The 19210-nt window shown below is 72.4% G+C and carries 11 protein-coding genes and 1 pseudogene; 8 read left to right on the plus strand and 4 right to left on the minus strand.

Translation table 11 applies throughout. The features are described 5' to 3' along the window. Positions 1-41: 41 nt before the first annotated feature. The 3 genes from ACZ7LV_RS17395 to ACZ7LV_RS17405 form a co-directional block, all read right to left on the minus strand. A complete protein-coding gene (locus ACZ7LV_RS17395; protein WP_471940205.1) occupies positions 42-2006 on the minus strand; it encodes an FHA domain-containing protein in 1965 nt (654 codons plus the stop codon). Between the two features lie 61 nt (positions 2007-2067). Then, a complete protein-coding gene (locus ACZ7LV_RS17400; RefSeq protein ID WP_471940206.1) occupies positions 2068-3984 on the minus strand; it encodes a serine/threonine-protein kinase in 1917 nt (638 codons plus the stop codon). Positions 3985-4137: 153 nt separating this feature from the next. After that, complete coding sequence (locus ACZ7LV_RS17405) at positions 4138-4755, minus strand: TetR/AcrR family transcriptional regulator (protein ID WP_471940208.1); 618 nt, start codon at positions 4753-4755, stop codon at positions 4138-4140. Positions 4756-4884: 129 nt separating this feature from the next. On the opposite strand from ACZ7LV_RS17405, the gene ACZ7LV_RS17410 reads away from it, so the two are divergent. After that, positions 4885-5655 (plus strand): SDR family NAD(P)-dependent oxidoreductase, encoded by a 771-nt coding sequence (locus tag ACZ7LV_RS17410; RefSeq protein ID WP_471940210.1) that lies wholly within the window; start codon positions 4885-4887, stop codon positions 5653-5655. A gap of 920 nt (positions 5656-6575) precedes the next feature. Then, the gene (locus ACZ7LV_RS17415) at positions 6576-7415 is read left to right on the plus strand and encodes a class I SAM-dependent methyltransferase (protein ID WP_471940212.1); all 840 of its coding nucleotides are present in this window, start codon (positions 6576-6578) and stop codon (positions 7413-7415) included. Between the two features lie 308 nt (positions 7416-7723). On the opposite strand, the gene ACZ7LV_RS17420 is transcribed toward ACZ7LV_RS17415, so the two are convergent. Further along, entirely contained in the window at positions 7724-8944 is a 1221-nt protein-coding gene (locus tag ACZ7LV_RS17420; RefSeq protein WP_471940213.1) for a saccharopine dehydrogenase family protein, read from the minus strand. A 121-nt stretch (positions 8945-9065) separates the two neighbouring features. On the opposite strand from ACZ7LV_RS17420, the gene ACZ7LV_RS17425 reads away from it, so the two are divergent. The 6 genes and pseudogenes from ACZ7LV_RS17425 (at position 9066) to ACZ7LV_RS17450 (ending at position 19172) form a co-directional block, all read left to right on the plus strand. Beyond that, positions 9066-9824 (plus strand): TetR/AcrR family transcriptional regulator, encoded by a 759-nt coding sequence (locus ACZ7LV_RS17425; protein ID WP_471940215.1) that lies wholly within the window; start codon positions 9066-9068, stop codon positions 9822-9824. Between the two features lie 66 nt (positions 9825-9890). Continuing rightward, the gene (locus tag ACZ7LV_RS17430; RefSeq protein WP_471940216.1) at positions 9891-10874 is read left to right on the plus strand and encodes a hypothetical protein; all 984 of its coding nucleotides are present in this window, start codon (positions 9891-9893) and stop codon (positions 10872-10874) included. Between the two features lie 243 nt (positions 10875-11117). Continuing rightward, entirely contained in the window at positions 11118-12980 is a 1863-nt protein-coding gene (locus ACZ7LV_RS17435) for an HSP90 family protein (RefSeq protein WP_471940217.1), read from the plus strand. Beyond that, positions 12981-15986, plus strand: coding sequence for a tetratricopeptide repeat protein (locus tag ACZ7LV_RS17440; protein ID WP_471940219.1), 3006 nt, complete (start codon positions 12981-12983; stop codon positions 15984-15986). A gap of 107 nt (positions 15987-16093) precedes the next feature. After that, positions 16094-16309 (plus strand): annotated as a pseudogene (locus ACZ7LV_RS17445) (hypothetical protein). Between the two features lie 292 nt (positions 16310-16601). After that, positions 16602-19172: a discoidin domain-containing protein gene (locus ACZ7LV_RS17450; RefSeq protein ID WP_471940220.1), complete on the plus strand. Its 2571-nt coding sequence runs from the start codon at positions 16602-16604 to the stop codon at positions 19170-19172. Positions 19173-19210: the final 38 nt, after the last annotated feature.

Here is a 19210-nt window from a genome sequence, read left to right on the forward strand (position 1 = left end):
GCCGGAGCGCGCGGCACCGGTCACGGGGCAGGGGCAGGTCGTCAGGCCGGTGTGCGGGGGTCCAGGAGCTGGTCGGTCGCCGCGGGGGTGGCGGGGACGAAGACCGGGGCGTCCTGCTGGTAGAAGATGTCGATGTCCGCCTCCTCACCGCCGACGATCAGCGTGTCCCACGCACCGCTCTGCTGGAGCGTGCGCAGGGTCGCGGGCGCAAGCACGGAGAGGTGGGCCCGCAGTTCCTCGTCGTCGGGCAGGCCCGGCAGACGCGCGGCGAGGCGGTCCCTGATCGCCCGCAACCGGTCCAGCAGGAGCTCCAGGTCCTGCTCCGCCGGTCCCGTGGGCACGGCGCCCCCGGGAGTCCCGGCGGCAGGTCCCGCGACGCCGGCCACCGGGCCCTGCGCACCGTCCATGCTGCCGTCGATGATGTCCTTGATCGCTCGGGTGACGCCTCGCTCGTCCGTCGTGACCATCGCGTTCCACGCGCGACTCTTGTGGCGGTACTGGAGCATCGACATCGCCGCCTCGTGGCGGATGAAGTCCGCGTCGCGCAGCGGGCGGCCCTGCCAGACGCGGCTGAGGGAACGGGCCAGCGAGAGGGCCGAGGCCAGACCGCTGTTCAGGCCGCGGCCGGGCCAGAAGTGGATGGCGTTGGCCGCGTCGCCCAGCAGGAAGCCGTACGTCCCGGGGCGGTCGGCGGCCGGACGGGTGAGCTGGGCGGTGAACCGCGGCCGCTGCACCATGTCGAGCCGGAACGAGGTGACCGCGCTGAGGTCGTCCTCGGCGACACCGAAGAGCCGGAGCCCCTCCTGGATCCGCTTCCACAGCGGGGAGCTGCGCAGCAGTGCGGGCAGGAACAGCGTGCCGTGGGTCGGACAGACGAACTCGTTGTCCTCCTGACGGCTCATCACGCACGGCCGGGCCGCGATGCACTCCTCGAAGACCTGGCGCACCGGGTCGATTCCGATGACGTTGCGCGCCTCCTCGCGGGTCAGCCGCATGTTGAGGAAGCCCTCGCCGCGCAGCGAGTTGAGCAGGAAGCGGTTCTGCGCCACCGTCAGCAGGACGCTCATCGGGTCCGTGAGGCGGGACTTGACCCGCAGTCCCAGCACCACGTCCTGGAGGTGCTCCCCGTCCAGGGAGTAGATGGAGGCGTCGGCGGCGCCGAAGCGGTCCGCGAAGTGCTCACGGGTGCGGGAGCGCCCGCCCTCGCAGATCACCAGCACATGGTCGCGGGCGACGAGGTGCTCGTGCTCGGCCGGGTCGAACCGCTTGGGGACCAGCCGGATCGCGGACTTGGTGTTGGCCAGTTCCAGCAGCCGGTCCTCGACGTGGGCGATGCGGATGTTGCGCGGCGGCCGCCCGTTCACGGAGTCGGGCCCCAGCGGCCACATCTCGGAGAAGTGGCCGTCCCCGAACAGCGCCTCCCCCATCTCCTCCGTCAGCGCGAGGTACTGCCGGCTCTGGACGGTGACGACCTGCTGGCGGCGGACGTTGCCGTGCGTCTCGTCCTTCCAGACCACGTCGGTGCCGCTGCGGATCCACCGGCCGTCGTAGACCGTGACCGAGACCCGCCCGCGAAGTGCCTCCTCCAGCAGCAGGGCGAAGGCGAGGCCGACCGGGCCGCCGCCGCTCACCGTGACCCGCAGCACGCCGGGGTCCACGGCGGCGCCGGCGCGGGGCAGGGCGAGCTGGGAGAGGTCCATGACCGTCTCCACGGCCTCCTGCGTCTCGAACAGGAAGGTCTCGTCGCCGATGCGTATGGTGTCGCCGGGCGTCAGCTCGTGCCGGGTGACGCGCTTGTCGTTGACATAGGTGCCGTTCCTGCTGTCGCGGTCCAGCAGCACGTAGGCGCCGTTCTCCGTGACGATCTCGGCATGCAGGCGGGAGGCACTGACGCTGACGATGATGACGTCGTTGTCACTCTTGCGCCCGAACGTCAGCGATGCGTCGCCGAGGACCACGCTCTGACCGGCGAAGGGACCGGTGCGTCCCACGATGACCGACAACACGGAAACTCCTTAGGGAAAAGCCAGGTTGGTTGAAGTATGTGCGACATGTCGCCGCGCGAGGTCACGCGCCGTCGGGCCGACAGGTCACCGAGAAGGGGACGGAGTTGGACTTCGCGTCGAACGGCGACCGGATCTCCACCGCCATCGCGCTCTGCAGCGTCCCCTCCTGCGCATACGTCGACAGCCGCACCGTCTCCTGCCGGGTCGTCGGCTCGCCCTCCCGGATCGTCAGCGTCCGCCACTGCCGGTCGACCACCGAGCCGTTCTCCGAGACCCACCGGTACGAGAACTGGACGGGAGGCCGGGTGGTGGTGAACGTCGCGGTGAACCAGGGCTCCTGGCCGTCGCCCGGCGGGCAACTCCCGTCGTACGTGGTCGCGTTGCCCGCCACTGTCACCGACACGGGCTGCGAGGCGCTGCCCCCCTTCCCGCCGTCCGCGTCCCCGTCACCGTCGCCCATGAGGGCGTAGGTCAGGCCGCCGCCGAGCAGGACGAGCGCGGCGGCTCCGGCACCGATCAGGTACGCGGTACGACGGTTGCGCCGCGCGGGGGCCGGCGCGCCGCCGGTGCCGTGCCCGAAGCCGGGGCCCGGCGGCGGGATCACCGGCCCGAACCCCGCCCCGGCGGGCGGCGGCCCGAACGAGGGCATCGGCGACGGCACGGCCGCGGCGGGCGCCGCCGAGACCCCTGGCACCGGCGCGGTCGCCGTCCCGCCGGGTGCGGCGGCCGACACCGCCGTACGCTCCTCCGACGTGGGCCGACCCGGTGCCGAATGCCCCGTCGCCGAGGGCCCCGTCGCGGGGGTGACGGCCGTCGTGTCCTCGGCGGCCGGGGTCGGCACGGTCCCCCCGGTGGCGGACACGGCGGTCGGGAGTTCCTGCGCCGAAGTGGGACGCCCCGTCGCGGGGGTGACCGCCGTCGTGCCGCTCGCGGCGACCGTGGCCGTCGTGTCCTCGGCGGCCGGGATCGGCACGGTCTCTCCGGTGGCGGACACGGCGGTCGGCAGTTCCTGCGCCGCCGTGACCGCCGCCGTCACCCCGGCCGTGACGGCGGCCGTGGCCGAACTCGTCGCGACGGCGGTGGTCGTGGCGACGGCCGCGTCGGTGGTGGCGTCCGGCTCCGGGGGGAGCGCCGGCTCCCCCGCGGCCAGGTGCAGTTCCCGCGCGGCCTGCTCCGCGGTCATGCGCGCCTCGGGGTCCTTGCGCATGAGGCCCTCGATGACCGGTGTGAGCGCTCCCGCCCGGTGCGGCGGCGGAAGTTCGTCGTCCACCACGGCGCGCAGCGTCGCCAGTGCCGTCGTGCGGCGGAACGGCGAACGGCCCTGCACGGCCGTGTAGAGCAGCGCGCCCAGCGACCACAGGTCGGAAGCCGTGCCCGGCGTCCGTCCCAACGCCCGCTCCGGCGCCAGGTATTCGGGCGATCCGACGACCTCGCCGGTCAGCGTCAGCGCCGTGTCCCCCTCCACGGTGGCTATCCCGAAGTCGGTCAGCACGACCCGGCCCTCGTCACCGAGCAGGACGTTGGCGGGCTTCACGTCACGGTGCAGCACGCCCGCGCCGTGCGCCGCGCGCAGCGCCGCCAGCACCTCGACACCGATGCGCGCGGCCTCCTTCGGCGCCATGGCGCCCTCGGCGGCGATCACATCGGCCAGGGAGCGGCCCCGGACCAGTTCCATCACGATCCAGGGCCGGCCGTCGAAGGTGGCCACGTCGTAGACGGTCACCACGCCGCGGGCGTTGACCCGCGCCGCCGCCCACGCCTCCCGCTCCAGCCGGGTGTACATCCGCGCGGTGCGCTCGGCGGGGAGTTCGACCGCGGCACGCACCTCCTTGACCGCGACCTCACGATGGAGCACCTCGTCGCGGGCGCGCCACACGGTGCCCATGCCGCCCTCACCGAGGACGGACAGCAGTCGGTACCGCCCGGCGACGAGCCGCTCGCCACCCGCGTCGGGCGAGGCCGCGTCCTGGTTGTGCATGGGGGTCAACTCCCTGTCTCTGCGAACTGCCAGGAACAGTACGATGAATCGCTAGACGATCACTAACTGATCATTTCAGAATGAGTTCGGTGCAGAGTTTGGTCGTGATGTGAGCGTAGCGGCGAACATCTGCGATGTCAGATGATCTTGCAGCTACCACCGGTCGCCCTGTCCGGAACCCGCCGCCCGCAGGTGTGCGATGCCGGTGTCGAGCGCGGCCTTGAGGTGGGTGGAGTCGCCCGTGGACATCATGATGGTCACCCCTCCCTGGATGCCCGCCAGCAGCGCGGCGGCCGAACGGTCCACGTCGAGGACGGGCGACACCAGGCCGTTCGCCTGCATGACCCGCATGCCGCGGGCGAGTTGCCGCTGCCATTGACGCATGAGCTCCGTGACGATCGCGCGGGCTCCGGGGCGGGATCGCCCGACCTGCAGGAAGAGTGACCCCAAGGGGCAGTGGTCGCCCTGGCGTTCGTAACGTTCCACCACCAGGTCCCGCCACTGGTGCCAGGACTCCCAGGAGTCCAGCCGTCCGAGATGGGGCTGCTGGTCCTCAAGGACACGGTCCGCCTCGAACTGGGCCACCGCCAGCAGCAGCTCGTCCTTGCCCTCGGGGAAGTAGTGGAAGAGCTGGCTCTTGCTGGTGCCGGTGCGGCCACGGATGTCGTCCAGCGTCGTGAAGGCGACACCCTGTTCGCGCAGGACCTCGGCAGCCCCCTCGACGATGCGGGCCCGGGTGGCCCGTCCTTTCGCGGTCGGTGCGTGCGGCATCTTGCTTCCTCTCGCCTGCCCATCTGGACCAGAAGGTCCATTTTATGCCCGCCGCGTCTGGACTTGCCGGTCCATTTTTCGCGAGGCACCGTGGTCCGCACGTCGAGGAACGAGAAGGAGACGGGCGTCATGAGCGAACGGCTGAGGGACAGGACAGCGCTGGTCACGGGGTCGACCAGCAACATCGGGCTGGCGATCGCCGAGGCGTTCGCCGCAGAAGGGGCCCACGTCATCGTGTCCGGGCGGAATCAGGAACGAGGGACCCAGGCGGCCGACAGGATCCGCGCCGCCGGTGGCCGCGCGGACTTCCTCGCCGCGGACCTCGACGGCAGCAGGCGGGCCTCGCAGGACCTGGCCGACCGCGCGCGGGAAACCCTGGGCGGGCGGATCGACATCCTGGTGAACAACGCCGGAATCTATCCGGCACCCGGCACCGTGGCCACCGACGAGGACACCTTCGACAAGGTCTACGCGGTCAACGTGAAGGCGCCGTTCTTCCTGACCGCCGCCGTCGTCCCGGGGATGCGGGAGGCCGGCGGCGGGGTGATCGTCAATCTGGGGTCGTGGATCGCGCGGCTGGGCGTTCCGCTCGGCGCCCTCTACAGCTCCACCAAGGGCGCCATGGAGACGCTCACCCGGGCGTGGGCGGCGGAGTTCGGGCCGGCGGGCGTGCGCGTGAACGCCGTCTCGCCCGGTGTGATCCTGCCTCCGGCTCCCCCGGGCAGCGAGCCCCACGCGGGCGAGATCATGATGAAGGGGACCCCCGCCGGTGGCGTGGGCACTCCGGACGCCGTGGCGCGGGCCGTGGTCTGGCTGGCCAGCGAGGAGGCGGCCTTCGTGCACGGGACCGTGGTCGACGTCGACGGAGGCAGGACGGGCGTCGCCGTCATCGCGGCGTAAGGCGGGGCCCTTTGACACCAGCCCCTCCGGGGGCTCGGCTCTCTCGGGGCACGGCCCTTCCGGGCTCGGCTCTCCGGGGCTTCGCCTCGGGGCGAAAGGCCCTCCCGGGCACGGCTCTCGATCTTACGACCCTCCGACAGTCGGCCCTCCGGGACCCGGCCCTCCCGGGGCTTGGCTCTCCGGAGCTTCGCCTTCCGGCAAGAGTCCGTCCCTCCAGGGCTCGGCTCTCGGGCCTCCGGCGCTTGCCCCTCCGGGGGCTTGCCCCTCCGGGGGCTTGCCCCTCCGGGGCTCGACCTTCCGCGGCTTGACTTTCCGACGGTCGGCCCTCGGGCGCGCTTGGTGCCGGGCGCGCTGGATCCCCCCGAGGCTTGGCCTTCCGGGGCTCGGCTCTACCGACTCTCGGCCCTCCAGGGCTCGGCCCTCCAAGGGCTCGGCCCTCCAGGGCTCGGCTCTCAGGCCTCCGGCGCTTGCCCCTCCGGGGGCTTGGCCCTCCGGGGCTCGACCCTCCGCGACTTGACTCTCCGACGGTCGGCCCTCCGGCGCGCTTGGTGCCGGCCGCGCTGGAGCCCCCCGAGGCTTGGCCCTCCGGGGCTCGGCTCTACCGACTCTCGGCCCTCCAGGGCTCGGCCCTCCCGGGGCTCGACCCTCCCGGGGCTCGGCCCTCCCGGGGGCTTGACTCTCCGGCGGTCGGCCCTCCGGCGCGCTCGGTGCCGACCGCGCTGGAGCCCCCAGGGCTTGGCCCTCCGGGGGCTTGGCTGTCCGCAGGTTCGCCATCCGGCAAGAGTCCCCCCGGGGCTTGGCTCTCGGCCCTCCGGGGCTCGGCCCTCCGGGGGGCGGGCCCCTTGGCGCGTGGTGCCGAGTGGCGTGTGGAGGGCGTCGGTGGGGCTCTCCTTGCTCCCGGAGGATCTACCGTGCCTGGCATGCGCGACGACACGCCTGACGAGACGCGCCGGGTCCGGCTGAGCCGTACCTTCGACGAGGACGCGGAGCTGTACGACCGGGCCAGGCCCGGGTATCCCCGGGAGGTGTTCGACGACCTCGCCGAACTGGCCGGCGTCGGCCCCGGCTGCCGCGTCCTGGAGGTGGGGGCGGGCACCGGCAAGGCGACCTTGCCGCTCGCCGAGCGCGGGTGCCGGGTCACCGCGGTCGAACTGGGCGCGGGCATGGCCGCGGTGGCCCGGCGCCACCTGGCCCGGTTCGACTCGGTGGAGATCGTGACCGCGGACTTCGAGACCTGGCCCCTGCCGGCCGAGCGGTTCGACGCGGTCGTCTCGGCGACCGCCTTCCACTGGATCGATCCGGCGGTCCGGATGGTGAGGTCGGCCGACGCGCTGCGGCCCGGAGGTGCGCTCGCCGTGGTGGCGACGCAGCATGTGGCCGGCGGCAGCGAGGAGTTCTTCGCCGAGGTCCAGCACTGCTACGAGCGCTTCGACCCGGCCACACCACCCGGGCTGCGGCTTCCCGCCGCACAGGACGTCGACACCTCGTCCCACGCGGAGGAGGTCGCGCGAAGCGGCCGTTTCGGTCCCGTCGACACCCGGCGCCACACATGGGAGTCGACGTACACGACGGCCCAGTACCTGGACGTCCTGCGCACCTACTCCGGCCACCGGGCCCTCCCACCCGCCGCCCGGGAGGGCCTGCTGGAGTGCGTCGCCGCGCTGATCGACCGCCGCCACGAGGGCCGCGTCACCAAGCGCTACCTCACGGAACTACGGGTTTCGCGCACGGTGCGCGGCACGAACAGGCTCAGCCGGTAGGTGGTCGGCCGGACCTGCCGACCGCACCACACGTCGATCCGCGTCATGGACCAGTCGATCCGGCCTCCGGCGGCACGCAGGCCACGCAGGTGATCCCGCCATCGCGCCTCGTCCTGGGTCTCGAGCAGCACCTCCCAGCGACCGGCCCCGGGCGCCGGACCGTCGGCGGCCCACCGCCCTCTCCCCTGCCGTTCACGCCTCTTCCGCTGTCCCGCCACCGGCCGAGGATCGCTCACCGTCAGCGCCACGGCAAGAGGAACATCCTGGTGTTCCGTGGTCGGACAGAGGCGCGAGCAAGGCGCGGGCCCTCACTGTTCCCGCATGCCCCACGGGGACCCGTACTCGGTGAGCAGGTCCAGGAAGGGGCGGGCGGGGAAGGCCTCGGGGCCGAGGACGCCCTTGCCGGTCCAGGCGCCCGACGCGAGGAGTTCCAGGGCGACGACCGGGTTGATCGCCGTCTGCCACACCACGGCCTGGCAGCCGTACTCGGCCATGGACCACTCGTTGTCGACGACGTGGTACAGGTACACCTCGCGCCGCTCGCCGTCCTTCAGGCCGCGCACCAGGGTGCCGGCGCAGGTCTTGCCCCGCATGCGTTCGCCCAGGGTGGCCGGGTCGGGCAGGCACGCCGCGACGACGTCCCGGGGCGAGACGGCGACCGCACCCCCGGGGCCGGGCACGGTGACGGGTTCCGTGCGGTCGAGCCCCAGCAGGTGCAAGGTCTTCAAGGTGTCGATGAACTCGCTGCCCAAGCCGTACTTGAAGGTGACGCGCCGGGCGTCGATCCACCGTGGGACGAGGAGGACCTCCTCGTGCTCGACGTTCACGCACTCGACGGGTCCGATGCCCTCGGGGAAGTCGAACACCTCGGGTTCGCTGAACGGCTCGGTCGTGAACCAGCCCCGCTCCGCCTCGTAGACCACCGGCGGGTTGAGGCATTCCTCGATCGTCGTCCAGATGCTGAAGGACGGGGCGAAGGCGAGTCCGTCGACCGTGAGGTCGGCCCCGTCGCGGATGCCGATCTCCTCGATCCGGTCGAAGAGTTCGTCGGCCGCGTGGCGGGCGAAGACGTCGGACAGGCCCGGCTCGACGCCCATGCCGACCAGCGCCAGCGCGCCGTGCTCCACCCACTCGTCGGCCTGGGCGAACTGCGCGTCGCCGAGCTTCACGCCGCACTCCTCGTAGGGGCGCTCGGGATGCGGCCTGGACAGCGACATCGCCATGTCCAGATAGGTGACGCCGGCCGCGAGCGCCGCCTGGAACAGCGGCATCACGAAGCGCGGGTCCGTGGCGTTGAGCAGGACGTCGCACCCGTGGCGGCGCAGCAGTGCCGTGACGGCCTGTTCGTCCTGCGCGTCCACCTGTTCGGCACGGAAGCGGCCGCCCCGCTCCCCCAGGGACGCGACGGCCGCCTCGGCGCGTGCGCGGTCGTAGTCGGCCACGATCATGGTGTCGAGGAACGGCCGCCGGGCCGCGATCCGGGTGATCGCCGTGCCCACGCCACCGGCTCCCACGAGAAGTACGCGCATGATCAGTTTCGCCTCTCAGTCGAGCATCCATCGGTACGGAGGGGCCCCCGGCCGGAATCAAAGGCGCTGCGAACACGTAAGGTCAACCACGTTGGCATAAGAGACGCCCGGAGGAGCCGAGGTGCCGAAGCTCGTCGTCCGCGAGGAACACCGCAGGCGGCGCCGCCCCACCAGGAGCGGCACCCTGCTGTCCGACACCCTGTTCGTCGATGCCGCCCTGCTTCTGCTGCGCGAACACGGCAGCGGGGGGCTCACCGCCCGCCGTCTGGGTCTGGTCCTCGACTGCGACCCGAGCGCGCTGTACCGCTACTTCCGGGGCATGGACGAGCTGGTCCTCGCCATCGGCGACCGGCTCATCGGGCAGGCGCTGGACGGCTGGAGGCCCACCGGGCGGTGGCGGGCGGATCTGCGCGACGTGGGGCTTCGTATCCACGCCGCGTACACCGCCCATCCCCAGGCCGCCCAGCTCACCGCCGGCCGTGTCTCGGGGCGGGCCAACGAACTGGCCGCCGACGAAGCGATCCTGGACATCCTGCGCACGGCCGGCTTCCCCTCGCCGGACACGGTGCGCATCTACCACGCGTTCATCGACCAGACCCTGGCCTTCGCCGCCCTCGACGCCGCGTCGCTCGCCCTGCCGCAGCAGTCGCTGCGCTCCGACGAGGGCATGTGGCGCTCGACGTACGCGACCCTGCCCGCGACCGCCTACCCTCGCATCGCCGAGGCGGCGCCCTTTCTGGCCGTCCGCATGAACACCAGCGCGTACCCGACCGCCCTGGAGATGCTCCTGGACAGCGTGTCCGCCCAGCGGGACGGGTGGGCGGTTCAGGAGCCCGATCACCCCGAGGGAAACGGATGTACGAATGTCCGTGGCACGTGATAATCACTACGTCCACGGGCGGTGATCATCAACCCCCCGTGTCAGGACAGAGCAAGGGGTGGGGACATGGCGTTGCTCCGGGACTTGGGGCTCACGCTGGGGAAATGGGCGGGGCGGCCCGGCGCACAGCTGCAGAAGGACTCCGGCGACCCGGACGTCGCGCGCGTGCGCCAGGCCGCTGAAGCGGCGGACTGGGCCTCGGTGCGCCAGGTGCTCGCAGCACGATCTGAGAGCGAGGGACGGACCGAGCTGCTGTGGGCCGTGGCCGACACCGCGGGCGTGGAGCAGTGGATCACGAAGGCGCTGGACGCGGAGACGGAGTCCGAGGCGACCCTCGCCCGGCTCGTGGCGGGGATCCGCCACATCAGCTGGGCTTGGGAGGCACGGACGGCGGCCCGGGCGGCAGACGTCTCCCGTGAGCAGTTCGAGGTGTTCCACGCCCGGCTGCGCACGGCCGAGCAGTGGCTGTACGAGGTGGCCGAGCGCGAGCCGCGGTGGGTCTCGCCCTGGTACGGCCTCCAGATCACCGGCCGCGGCCTTCAGGTCGGCCAGGTCCTCGCGCGCCGCCGGTTCGAGGCGACGGTACGACGCGATCCGGAGCATCTGGGCGCCCACCAACAGCAGTTGCAGCAGATCTGCGAGAAGTGGGGCGGCTCCCACGAGGAGATGCACGCGTTCGCGCGCGCGTCCGTGTTCGGCGCGCCCGGCGGCACGCTGCTGGGGCTGCTCGTCCCGGTCGCGCACATCGAGCAGTGGCTGTCCCTCGATGCGGGTCCGGACGCCGCCTACATGCGCCGGCCCGAGGTGGTGCTGTCCCTGCGCGAGGCCGCCGGCCACTCGTACCGGCACCCGGACTTCGTACGCCGCGGCAGCTGGAACCAGGTTCTGAACGCCTTCGCGATGGCCTTCTCGCTGGCCGGGGACCGCGTCGGCGCGCGCGAGTGCTTCGCGGCGACCGACGGCCGGGTCACCGAGTTCCCCTGGAGCTACCTGCACGGCTCCGACCCTGCCTCGGCCTACCGGAAGCAACGTGCGGCGGTCGGGCGCTGAGGGAGGGGCTCCCGCCCGCCGCCGCGCACGGTGAGATCCGCGCGCGAGCCCGGCGAGCGCCGGGCACGCGCCCGGTGGACCGCGGGCGCGTGCGGAGAGATCCGGGCACGCCCGTACCGCCGCGCGCGCGACGGCACTTCACTCCGGGCCGCCCCGGCCGCCCACCGCACCGCTTCGCCGTACCCCACTCGTCCGCGTCCGCGCCCGCACGGCGCCGACGCGCCCATCGAAAGACGTCCTCAGGTGCCTCAGTCCGAGACCGCTCACACCTTCCAGGTCGACCTGCGCGGCCTGGTCGACCTTCTGTCCCACCACCTCTACTCGAGCCCTCGCGTCTATCTGCGCGAGCTGCTGCAGAACGCCGTCGACGCCATCACCGCCCGGCAGGCCGCCGACCCCGGTGCGCCCGGTGCCATCACCGTGCGCACCGGTGACACGATCACCGTCACGGACACCGGCATCGGTCTGACCGAGGCCGACGTCCACCGGTTCCTGGCCACCATCGGGCGCAGTTCCAAGCGGACCCCGGACGGTTCCCTCGACGGTGCCGGACTCGACGCCGCCCGGGGCGATTTCATCGGCCAGTTCGGCATCGGGCTGCTCGCCTGTTTCGTCATCGCCGACGAGATCAGCGTCGTCAGCCGGACGGCCTCCGACCCCTCGGCGCCCGCGGTCGAGTGGCGTGGCCACTCCGACGGCCGCTACACGATCCGTGCCCTGCCCGCCTCGGCCGTGCCCGAGCCGGGCACCACCGTGCGGCTCACGCCACGCGCGGACAACGCCGAGTGGACCAGCCCCGAACGGGTCGTCGCCCTGGCACGGCACTACGGGTCCCTGCTGCGCCACGAGGTCACCGTCGTCGGACCGCGCGGCGAGACCCACCGGGTCAACGAGACGCCGCCGTGGGAGCAGGACCACCGCTCCCCCCTGGCCCGCCGCGAGGCACTCACCGCGTACTGCCGCACCCTCTTCGACTTCACCCCGCTCGACACCATCGAGCTCGACCTCCCGGCGGCGGGGCTGCGCGGCGTCGCCTACGTCCTGCCCACCGCCGTGAACCCGGCGCAGCGCGCGGGTCACCGGGTGCACCTCAAGGGCATGCTGCTCAGCGACCAGGCGCCCGAACTGCTGCCGGACTGGGCGTTCTTCGTGCGCTGCGTCGTCGACACGACCAGTCTGCGCCCGACCGCCTCCCGTGAGGCGCTGTACGAGGACGGCACCCTGTCCGCCGTACGGGACGCGCTGGGCGAGCGGATCCGCGACTGGCTCACCGGCCTCGCCGCGAGCGACCCGTCGCTGCTGCACCGCTTCATCGACACCCACCACCTCGCGGTCAAGGCGCTGGCCCGCTACGACGACGAGCTGCTGCGCATCGTGCTGCCCTGGCTGCCGTTCGAGACCACCGACGGCAACGTCACGCTGGAGGAGTTCGCGCGGACGCATCCGACGCTGCTGGTCACGCGCAGCGTCGAGGAGTTCCGTCAGGTCGCCCCCATCGCCTCGGCCGCCGGACTCGGCGTGGTCAACGGCGGCTACACCTACGACCGCGATCTGGTGCACCGGCTCCCGGAGATCCGGCCCGGCACGGCCGTCACCGACCTCGATCCGGCCACCGTCACGGCCCACCTCGACGCCGTGGACCCGGGCGCCGAACTGCGGGCGGCGGCCTTCCTCGCGATCGCCAGGGAGACGATCGGCGTGCACGACTGCGACGTCGTCCTGCGCGACTTCCAGCCCGTCACCGCGCCCGCGCTGCTCCTGGACAACCGGGAGGCGCGCCACGAGCGGAGCAGGTCGAGTCTCGCCTCCGACAGCGACGGGCTGTGGGCGGACATCCTGGGCTCGCTGCGCCAGGACACGCCGCGCGCCCAGCTCGTCCTCAACCACCTCAACCCGTTGGTCCGCCAGGCCATCACGATCAACGAGCACGGCCTGGCGGTCACCACCGCCGAGGCCCTGTACGGCCAGGCCCTGCTGCTCAGCCGCCGCCCGCTGCGGGCGAGCGAGAGCGCCCTGCTCAACCGGGCCTTCATCGGCCTGCTCACCCACGCCATGCACCACCCCGGCACGGCGGCACCCGGCTCCGAGCCCCGGAAGGAACTGTAGATGCTGGACACCCCCGAGGCCGTGGTCGAGGCGCTGCGCGACAACCACGACCGGCCGCACGGCCTGCCACGCACCATCACCGCGGAGGAGCTCGTCGAGGCGGCGGAGCCCTTCGACAAGCCGGACGTCCTCGTCACGGCGCTGCTGGAGCTCATGTCGGCGTACGAGTTCACCGGCGAACACCGCAAGTCGCCCGTGGTCTTCGCCCGACTGCTCAAGCTGTGGGACACCGCCCCCGAGTGCTTCAGCGAGTGGGAGGCCCGCCAGGTCTTCTGGCGCTTCAAGTGGGTGACTACCTCCCTGCTCCAGGTCCCTGACGTGCCCCTGGAGACCATCCACGGCTGGATCGACCGGATGCGCGACCGCTACGAGGCGGCGGACCACGACATGCAGCCGGTGGCGGCGATGCGCTACCACGTCGCGGCCCACACCGGCGACGGCGTCAGCGACGCCTACGACCTGTGGGTCACCCGGCCGCGCACCGACCTCAGCGACTGCGAGGCCTGCGAGATCCGCCACCTCGCGGAACACGCGGTGCGGGCGGGCGACGACGCGGCCGCGCTCGAGACCTGGCGTCCCGTCCTCGCCGGCTCCGCGGGCTGCACCGAGGAGCCGCAGATGAGCCAGGCGCGGGCCCTGTTGCCGCTGCTGCGCGCCGGCCACGCGGACGAGGCCCGCTCCCACCACCTCACCGGCTACCGGCGGGTCCGCGGCAACACCGGCATGCAGTACGAGGTCGGTCTGCACGTGGAGTTCTGCGCGCTGTCGCGCAACGAGGGCCGCGGGCTGGAGATACTCGCCGAGAACCGCCCCCTGTTCGAGTCGACCGGCGCGCCGCTGGACCATCTGGGCTTCCTCACCGGTGTCGAGGTGCTGCTCGCCCGGCTCGTCGAGGACGGGCACACCGGTACGCCCGTCGCCGGACCGCCCGGACGGACCTGGACGGCTGGCGAACTCCTCACGCACGTCCGCTCGGAGGCCGACCGGCTCACCGCCGCCTTCGACGGGCGGGGCGGCACCACGGCCACCGCTGACCGCCGCGGGCTGCGCCTGGCCCGGCGTCCGCTGCTCGACGAGCCCCTGCCGCTGGGTCTGCGGACGTCCACCGCCCGCACGCTCGCGCCGTCCACGGCGTCACCGGCCGCCGTCCCGACCGCGACCACGACGGACGTTCCCGAGGACTTCGCCTCCCTGGTGCGCGAGGCACGGCGCAAGTCGAGTACGGGGCATCCCGGGGGCGTCCGGCTCTGGAGCCGCATCGCGGAACGCGTGGCCGACGGCACCGCCACGCACGAGGACGTACTCGGCCCGCGGGACCTGCTGCACGCGGAACTGGCGGAGCACCGGGCGCGCATCCTCTCGCACGAGGACCGCGACGCGGAGAGTGTCGCCGCGTTGGAGGAGGCCGCCGCGCTCTTCGAGCGGCTCGGGATGCCGTGGCAGGCCCTGTCCGCCCGCACCCACGCCCTCGCCAGGTCGACCCTCGCCGAGTCGGACGGTGACGAGGCGGCCCCCGGCACCGGCCGGCCGGACCCGGACGCCGTCCGGGCCGGTGTCGACAAGGCGCTGGGCGAGGCGGAGCGGCTGCGGACCGAGGCGCCGTTGACAGGCGAGCCACGGGGGGAAGGGGAGGCCGCGTACGGAGCCGACGCGGCGGCAGAGCGTGCGCAGGAGTACCTCGCCACGCTGCACTCCTGCACCTACGCCGCCTACGGGGAGGTGCTGCGCCGGCTGCCGCAGGTGCCCGACTCCACGCTGGAGTGGTTCGAGGAGTGCACGCGCAGACTGCACTCCGAGGCGGAGCGGCTGGCCCTGCCGCACCAGGTCGCCAACGCGCGGCAGTTCGTCGCGGACGTCGCCCTGCGGCAGGGCGACGTCGCACGCGCCGAGACGGAACTGCGGGCGGCTCTGGAGGACATCGCCGCTTCCGGGCGGCCCTGGCGCGCCATGCGCCCGCGCGCCCTGCTCGCCCAGCTGTTCCTCGGCAAGGACGAGCCGGAGGCGGCCGCGGAGCTGCTGCACCAGGTGATCGGGGACGCGGTCCGCCACGACGACGTCGAGTTCCCGCTGGCCGCGACGTACGCGCTGCTCGGCCACGCCGCCTCGCACACCGGGGACTTCGGCGCCGCCGTCCGCCATCTGTCCGAGGCGGCCACGCGCCACGACCACAAGGGCGATCACGACGAGGCCGCCGACATCCGGCTGCAGCTCGCCGACGTCCTGGCGCGCAGTGGACAGCAGGCCGACGCCGTCGCCGTGCTGGAGTCCGTGCTCGCCGACGAGGCGGCCGCTTCCCTGGACGAACGGCTGCACGCCCAGGCCCGGCTGACGCTGGCGCGCGGACTGCGGGAGCTGGCGGAGTACCTGGCCTCCGCCGAGGAGTTCCTGCGTCTGGCGGACACCGTCGCCACATGGGAGGAGGACCGCGCGACCCATACGCTGGTGGCGGCGGAGACGGCGGTGACGCTCGCGATGGCCGACCGCTGGGACGCGGCCGACACGGCGTACCGGCGCGCCCTCGCCGCGCACGCCGAGGCGCCGAATCCCTCCCTGATCCTGCACATGTTCTGCGAGTTCGCGCGTCTGGTCATGACGGCCCGCGGCGCCGACGGCCTGGACACGGCCCTGGACCACCTGACGCGGGCCGACGTAGTCCTGGACGCCCTCGACGACGACGACGAGAGCGTCGCCGTCTGGTACGAGAGCGGCTCGGTGCACTACCGGCGCGCCCGCGTGCTGGCGGAGGCCGAGCGCTTTTCGGAGGCCCTGGCCGCGGCGGAGGCGGCCGTCGCCGCGCACGAGAGGGGCGGGGAGCAGGGCGAGGTGCCGCGCGCCGAAGCGGTCCGTGTCGCGGCCCTGATCGAGGGGAACGGCCTGGGCCGGTTCAAGGACGCGACGGTCCGCCTGACGGCGGCGTCGCGCCGCTGCCGGCAGGCGGACCTGGGCGACGCCGCCGACATCCTCGACGCCCTGCGGGAGGACTACCTGACCCGTCTGGAGCGCTGAACGCTCCTGCTCGGTAAGGGCAGTTGAATGACGGGCGGAGGCGCCGTGAACCCGGTGCCTCCGCCCGTCGCGTCCGCCGGTGGCTGACGTACAGTGCCTGCGTGGAGATCAAGTGCAGCCAGTGCCAGGCCGGCGATCTGCAACCCGGGTTCATCGAGGACGGCGGTGACCACGCGAGCGGCTTCTCGCGGTGGATCCCGGGGCCGCTGGAGCGCGGGATCTTCGGTGGAGCCAAGCGCTAGGGACGTCCGCGCTTCCAGATCGACGCCTACCGCTGCGCCCGCTGCGGCCACCTCGAATTGTTCGCCCCGCACGAGGTCTGACGCCGACGCCATCACGGCACGGTCCCAGAGGTCCGACCGCACGCACGCGCCGTGCCAATTCCCCCGTAGCTCACGGCGATTTACGTCCGGGGGCTTGCCGACCCATTGCCTCACCACTTAAATCAAAGCCTGAACTAAGAGGCCCCGCAGCCGCGTTGCTTCTTCGGCATGCCCTCAGGCGAGTGATTCACCAGCATCTCGCCCGGGCACCGCCGCGCGCACCGCGCGCCGCGGGCACCTGATCGTCGGCACCCGCACCGCCCCGTATCGGCCACCCGTAGAAAGCTGACGCATGAGACACACGACTCGCACGAGACGCCTCAGACGCAGGTCACTCGGTGTCGCGCTGATGGCGACCGCGGCCCTCGTCACCCTCCCCGGCCACCTGCCCGCCGCGGCCGCCGAGACCCCGCTGTCCCAGGGCAGGACGGTCACGTCCTCGTCCGACGAGAACGCGGGAACGCCCGCGCGCAACGCCGTGGACGGCGACCGGGGCACCAGGTGGTCCTCCGCCCCGGGCGACGACCAGTGGCTGCAGGTGGACCTCGGCGTCACGGCCTCCGTCAGCCGTGTCGTGCTCGACTGGGAAGCCGCGTACGGCAAGGACTACAAGATCCAGCTGTCCCAGGACGGTGCCGCCTGGCGAGACGCCGGGACGGTGACCGGCGGCGACGGCGCCGTCGACACGGTGGACGTCTCGGGTCAGGCCCGCTACGTACGGATGCAGGGGCTCACGCGAGCCACCCCCTGGGGCTACTCCCTGTGGGAGTTCCAGGTGTTCGGTACGACGGACGGCACCCCGCCCGCGACCTGCGACAGCGCCGACGCCGCCCGTGGCAGGCCCGCCTCGGCCTCCTCCGTCGAGAACGCCGGTACGCCGGCCTCGGCCGCGTTCGACGGTGACGGCGGCACCCGCTGGTCGAGCCAGTCCTCCGACCCGCAGTGGGTCCAGGTGGACCTCGGCTCGGTGCGCGACCTGTGCAAGGTCGACCTGAACTGGGAGGCCGCGTACGCCAGGGACTTCCGGATCCAGACCTCCGCGAACGGGCAGGACTGGACGACGCTGAAGGAGGTCACCGGCGCGACCGGCGGGCAGACCTCGTACGAGGTGAACGGCTCCGGCCGCTACGTGCGCATCCTCGGCGCGGCCCGCGCGACCGGCTACGGCTACTCCCTGTGGGACGTGGGGGTGCACACCGCCTCCGGAGGCACCGGACCCATCCAGGGCGGCGGTGACCTCGGCCCCAACGTCATCGTGGTGGACCCCTCGACCCCCGGTCTGCAGCAGAAGTTCGACCAGGTCTTCGCGCAGCAGGAGGAGAGCCAGTTCGGCAGCGGCCGCTACCAGTTCCTGCTGAAGCCGGGCACCTACAACGGCATCAACGCCCAACTGGGCTTCTACACCTCGGTCTCCGGGCTCGGGCTCAACCCTGACGACGTCCAGATCAACGGCGACATCACCGTGGACGCGGGCTGGTTCAACGGCAACGCCACCCAGAACTTCTGGCGTTCGGCCGAGAACCTCGCCATCAACCCGGTCAGCGGCACCAACCGGTGGGCGGTCGCCCAGGCGGCCCCCTTCCGCCGGATCCACGTCAAGGGCGGCCTCAACCTCGCCCCGAACGGCTACGGCTGGGCCTCCGGCGGCTACATCGCCGATTCGAAGATCGACGGCACCGTCGGCCCCTACTCGCAGCAGCAGTGGTACACGCGCGACAGCTCCGTCGGCGGCTGGACCAACGGCGTGTGGAACATGACGTTCACCGGCGTCGAGGGCGCACCCGCGACCGACTTCGCCAGTGGGCCCTACACCACGTTCGACACCACCCCGATCTCGCGGGAGAAGCCGTTCCTGTACCTGGACGGCAGCACCTACAAGGTCTTCGTGCCCGCCAAGCGCACCAATTCGCGCGGTGTGTCCTGGCCGGCGAACGCCGGTGGCACCTCCCTGCCGCTGGACCAGTTCTACGTGGTCAAGCCCGGCGCCACGGCCGCGACCATCAACGCCGCGCTCGCCCAGGGGCTGCATCTGCTGTTCACGCCGGGCGTCTACCACATCGACCGGACCATCCAGATCGACCGCGCCGACACCGTGGTGCTGGGCCTCGGTCTGGCCACGATCATCCCGGACGGCGGCATCGACGCCATGCACGTCGCGGACGTCGACGGGGTCCGGCTGGCCGGCTTCCTGATCGACGCCGGCGCGCGGAACTCGGACACGCTGCTGCAGATCGGCCCCGCCGGTTCGTCGGCGGACCACTCCGCCGACCCCACCACGATGCAGGACGTGTTCGTCCGCATCGGCGGCGCGGGTCCGGGCCTCGCCACCAACTCCGTGGTGGTCAACAGCGACGACGTCCTGATCGACCACACCTGGATCTGGCGCGCCGACCACGGGGAGGGCGTCGGCTGGGAGACGAACCGCGCGGACTACGGCCTGCGCGTCAACGGCGACGACGTGCTGACCACCGGCCTGTTCGTCGAGCACTTCAACAAGTACGACGTGCTCTGGAACGGCGAGCGCGGCCGCACGATCTTCTTCCAGAACGAGAAGGCGTACGACGCCCCCGACGAGGCCGCCATCACCCACGACGGCATCGTCGGCTACGCGGCCTACAAGGTCGCCGACACGGTGAACGAGCACGAGGCCTGGGCTCTCGGCAGCTACTGCAACTACACGTCCGACGACACGATCGTGCAGCACCACGGTTTCCAGGTGCCGGTGAAGCCGGGCATCAGGATGCGCCACCTGATGGTGATCTCGCTCGGCGGCAAGGGCCAGTACCGTCACGTGATCAACGACACGGGAGCGGGGACCTCGGGGACGGACACCGTTCCGTCCAAGATCGTCCAGTTCCCCTGACCTCTCCCGGCCCGCTCAGTGCCTGAAGGCTCCCGAGG

It is taken from the genome of Streptomyces sp. NPDC107562, from assembly GCF_055657325.1.

Coding starts and splice junctions, on each gene's coding strand:
- ACZ7LV_RS17400 (WP_471940206.1), bottom strand. CDS start 3,984: ATGCACAACCAGGACGCGGCCTCGCCCGACGCGGGTGGCGAGCGGCTC.
- ACZ7LV_RS17405 (WP_471940208.1), bottom strand. CDS start 4,755: ATGCCGCACGCACCGACCGCGAAAGGACGGGCCACCCGGGCCCGCATC.
- ACZ7LV_RS17410 (WP_471940210.1), top strand. CDS start 4,885: ATGAGCGAACGGCTGAGGGACAGGACAGCGCTGGTCACGGGGTCGACC.
- ACZ7LV_RS17415 (WP_471940212.1), top strand. CDS start 6,576: ATGCGCGACGACACGCCTGACGAGACGCGCCGGGTCCGGCTGAGCCGT.
- ACZ7LV_RS17420 (WP_471940213.1), bottom strand. CDS start 8,944: ATGCGCGTACTTCTCGTGGGAGCCGGTGGCGTGGGCACGGCGATCACC.
- ACZ7LV_RS17430 (WP_471940216.1), top strand. CDS start 9,891: ATGGCGTTGCTCCGGGACTTGGGGCTCACGCTGGGGAAATGGGCGGGG.
- ACZ7LV_RS17440 (WP_471940219.1), top strand. CDS start 12,981: ATGCTGGACACCCCCGAGGCCGTGGTCGAGGCGCTGCGCGACAACCAC.
- ACZ7LV_RS17450 (WP_471940220.1), top strand. CDS start 16,602: ATGAGACACACGACTCGCACGAGACGCCTCAGACGCAGGTCACTCGGT.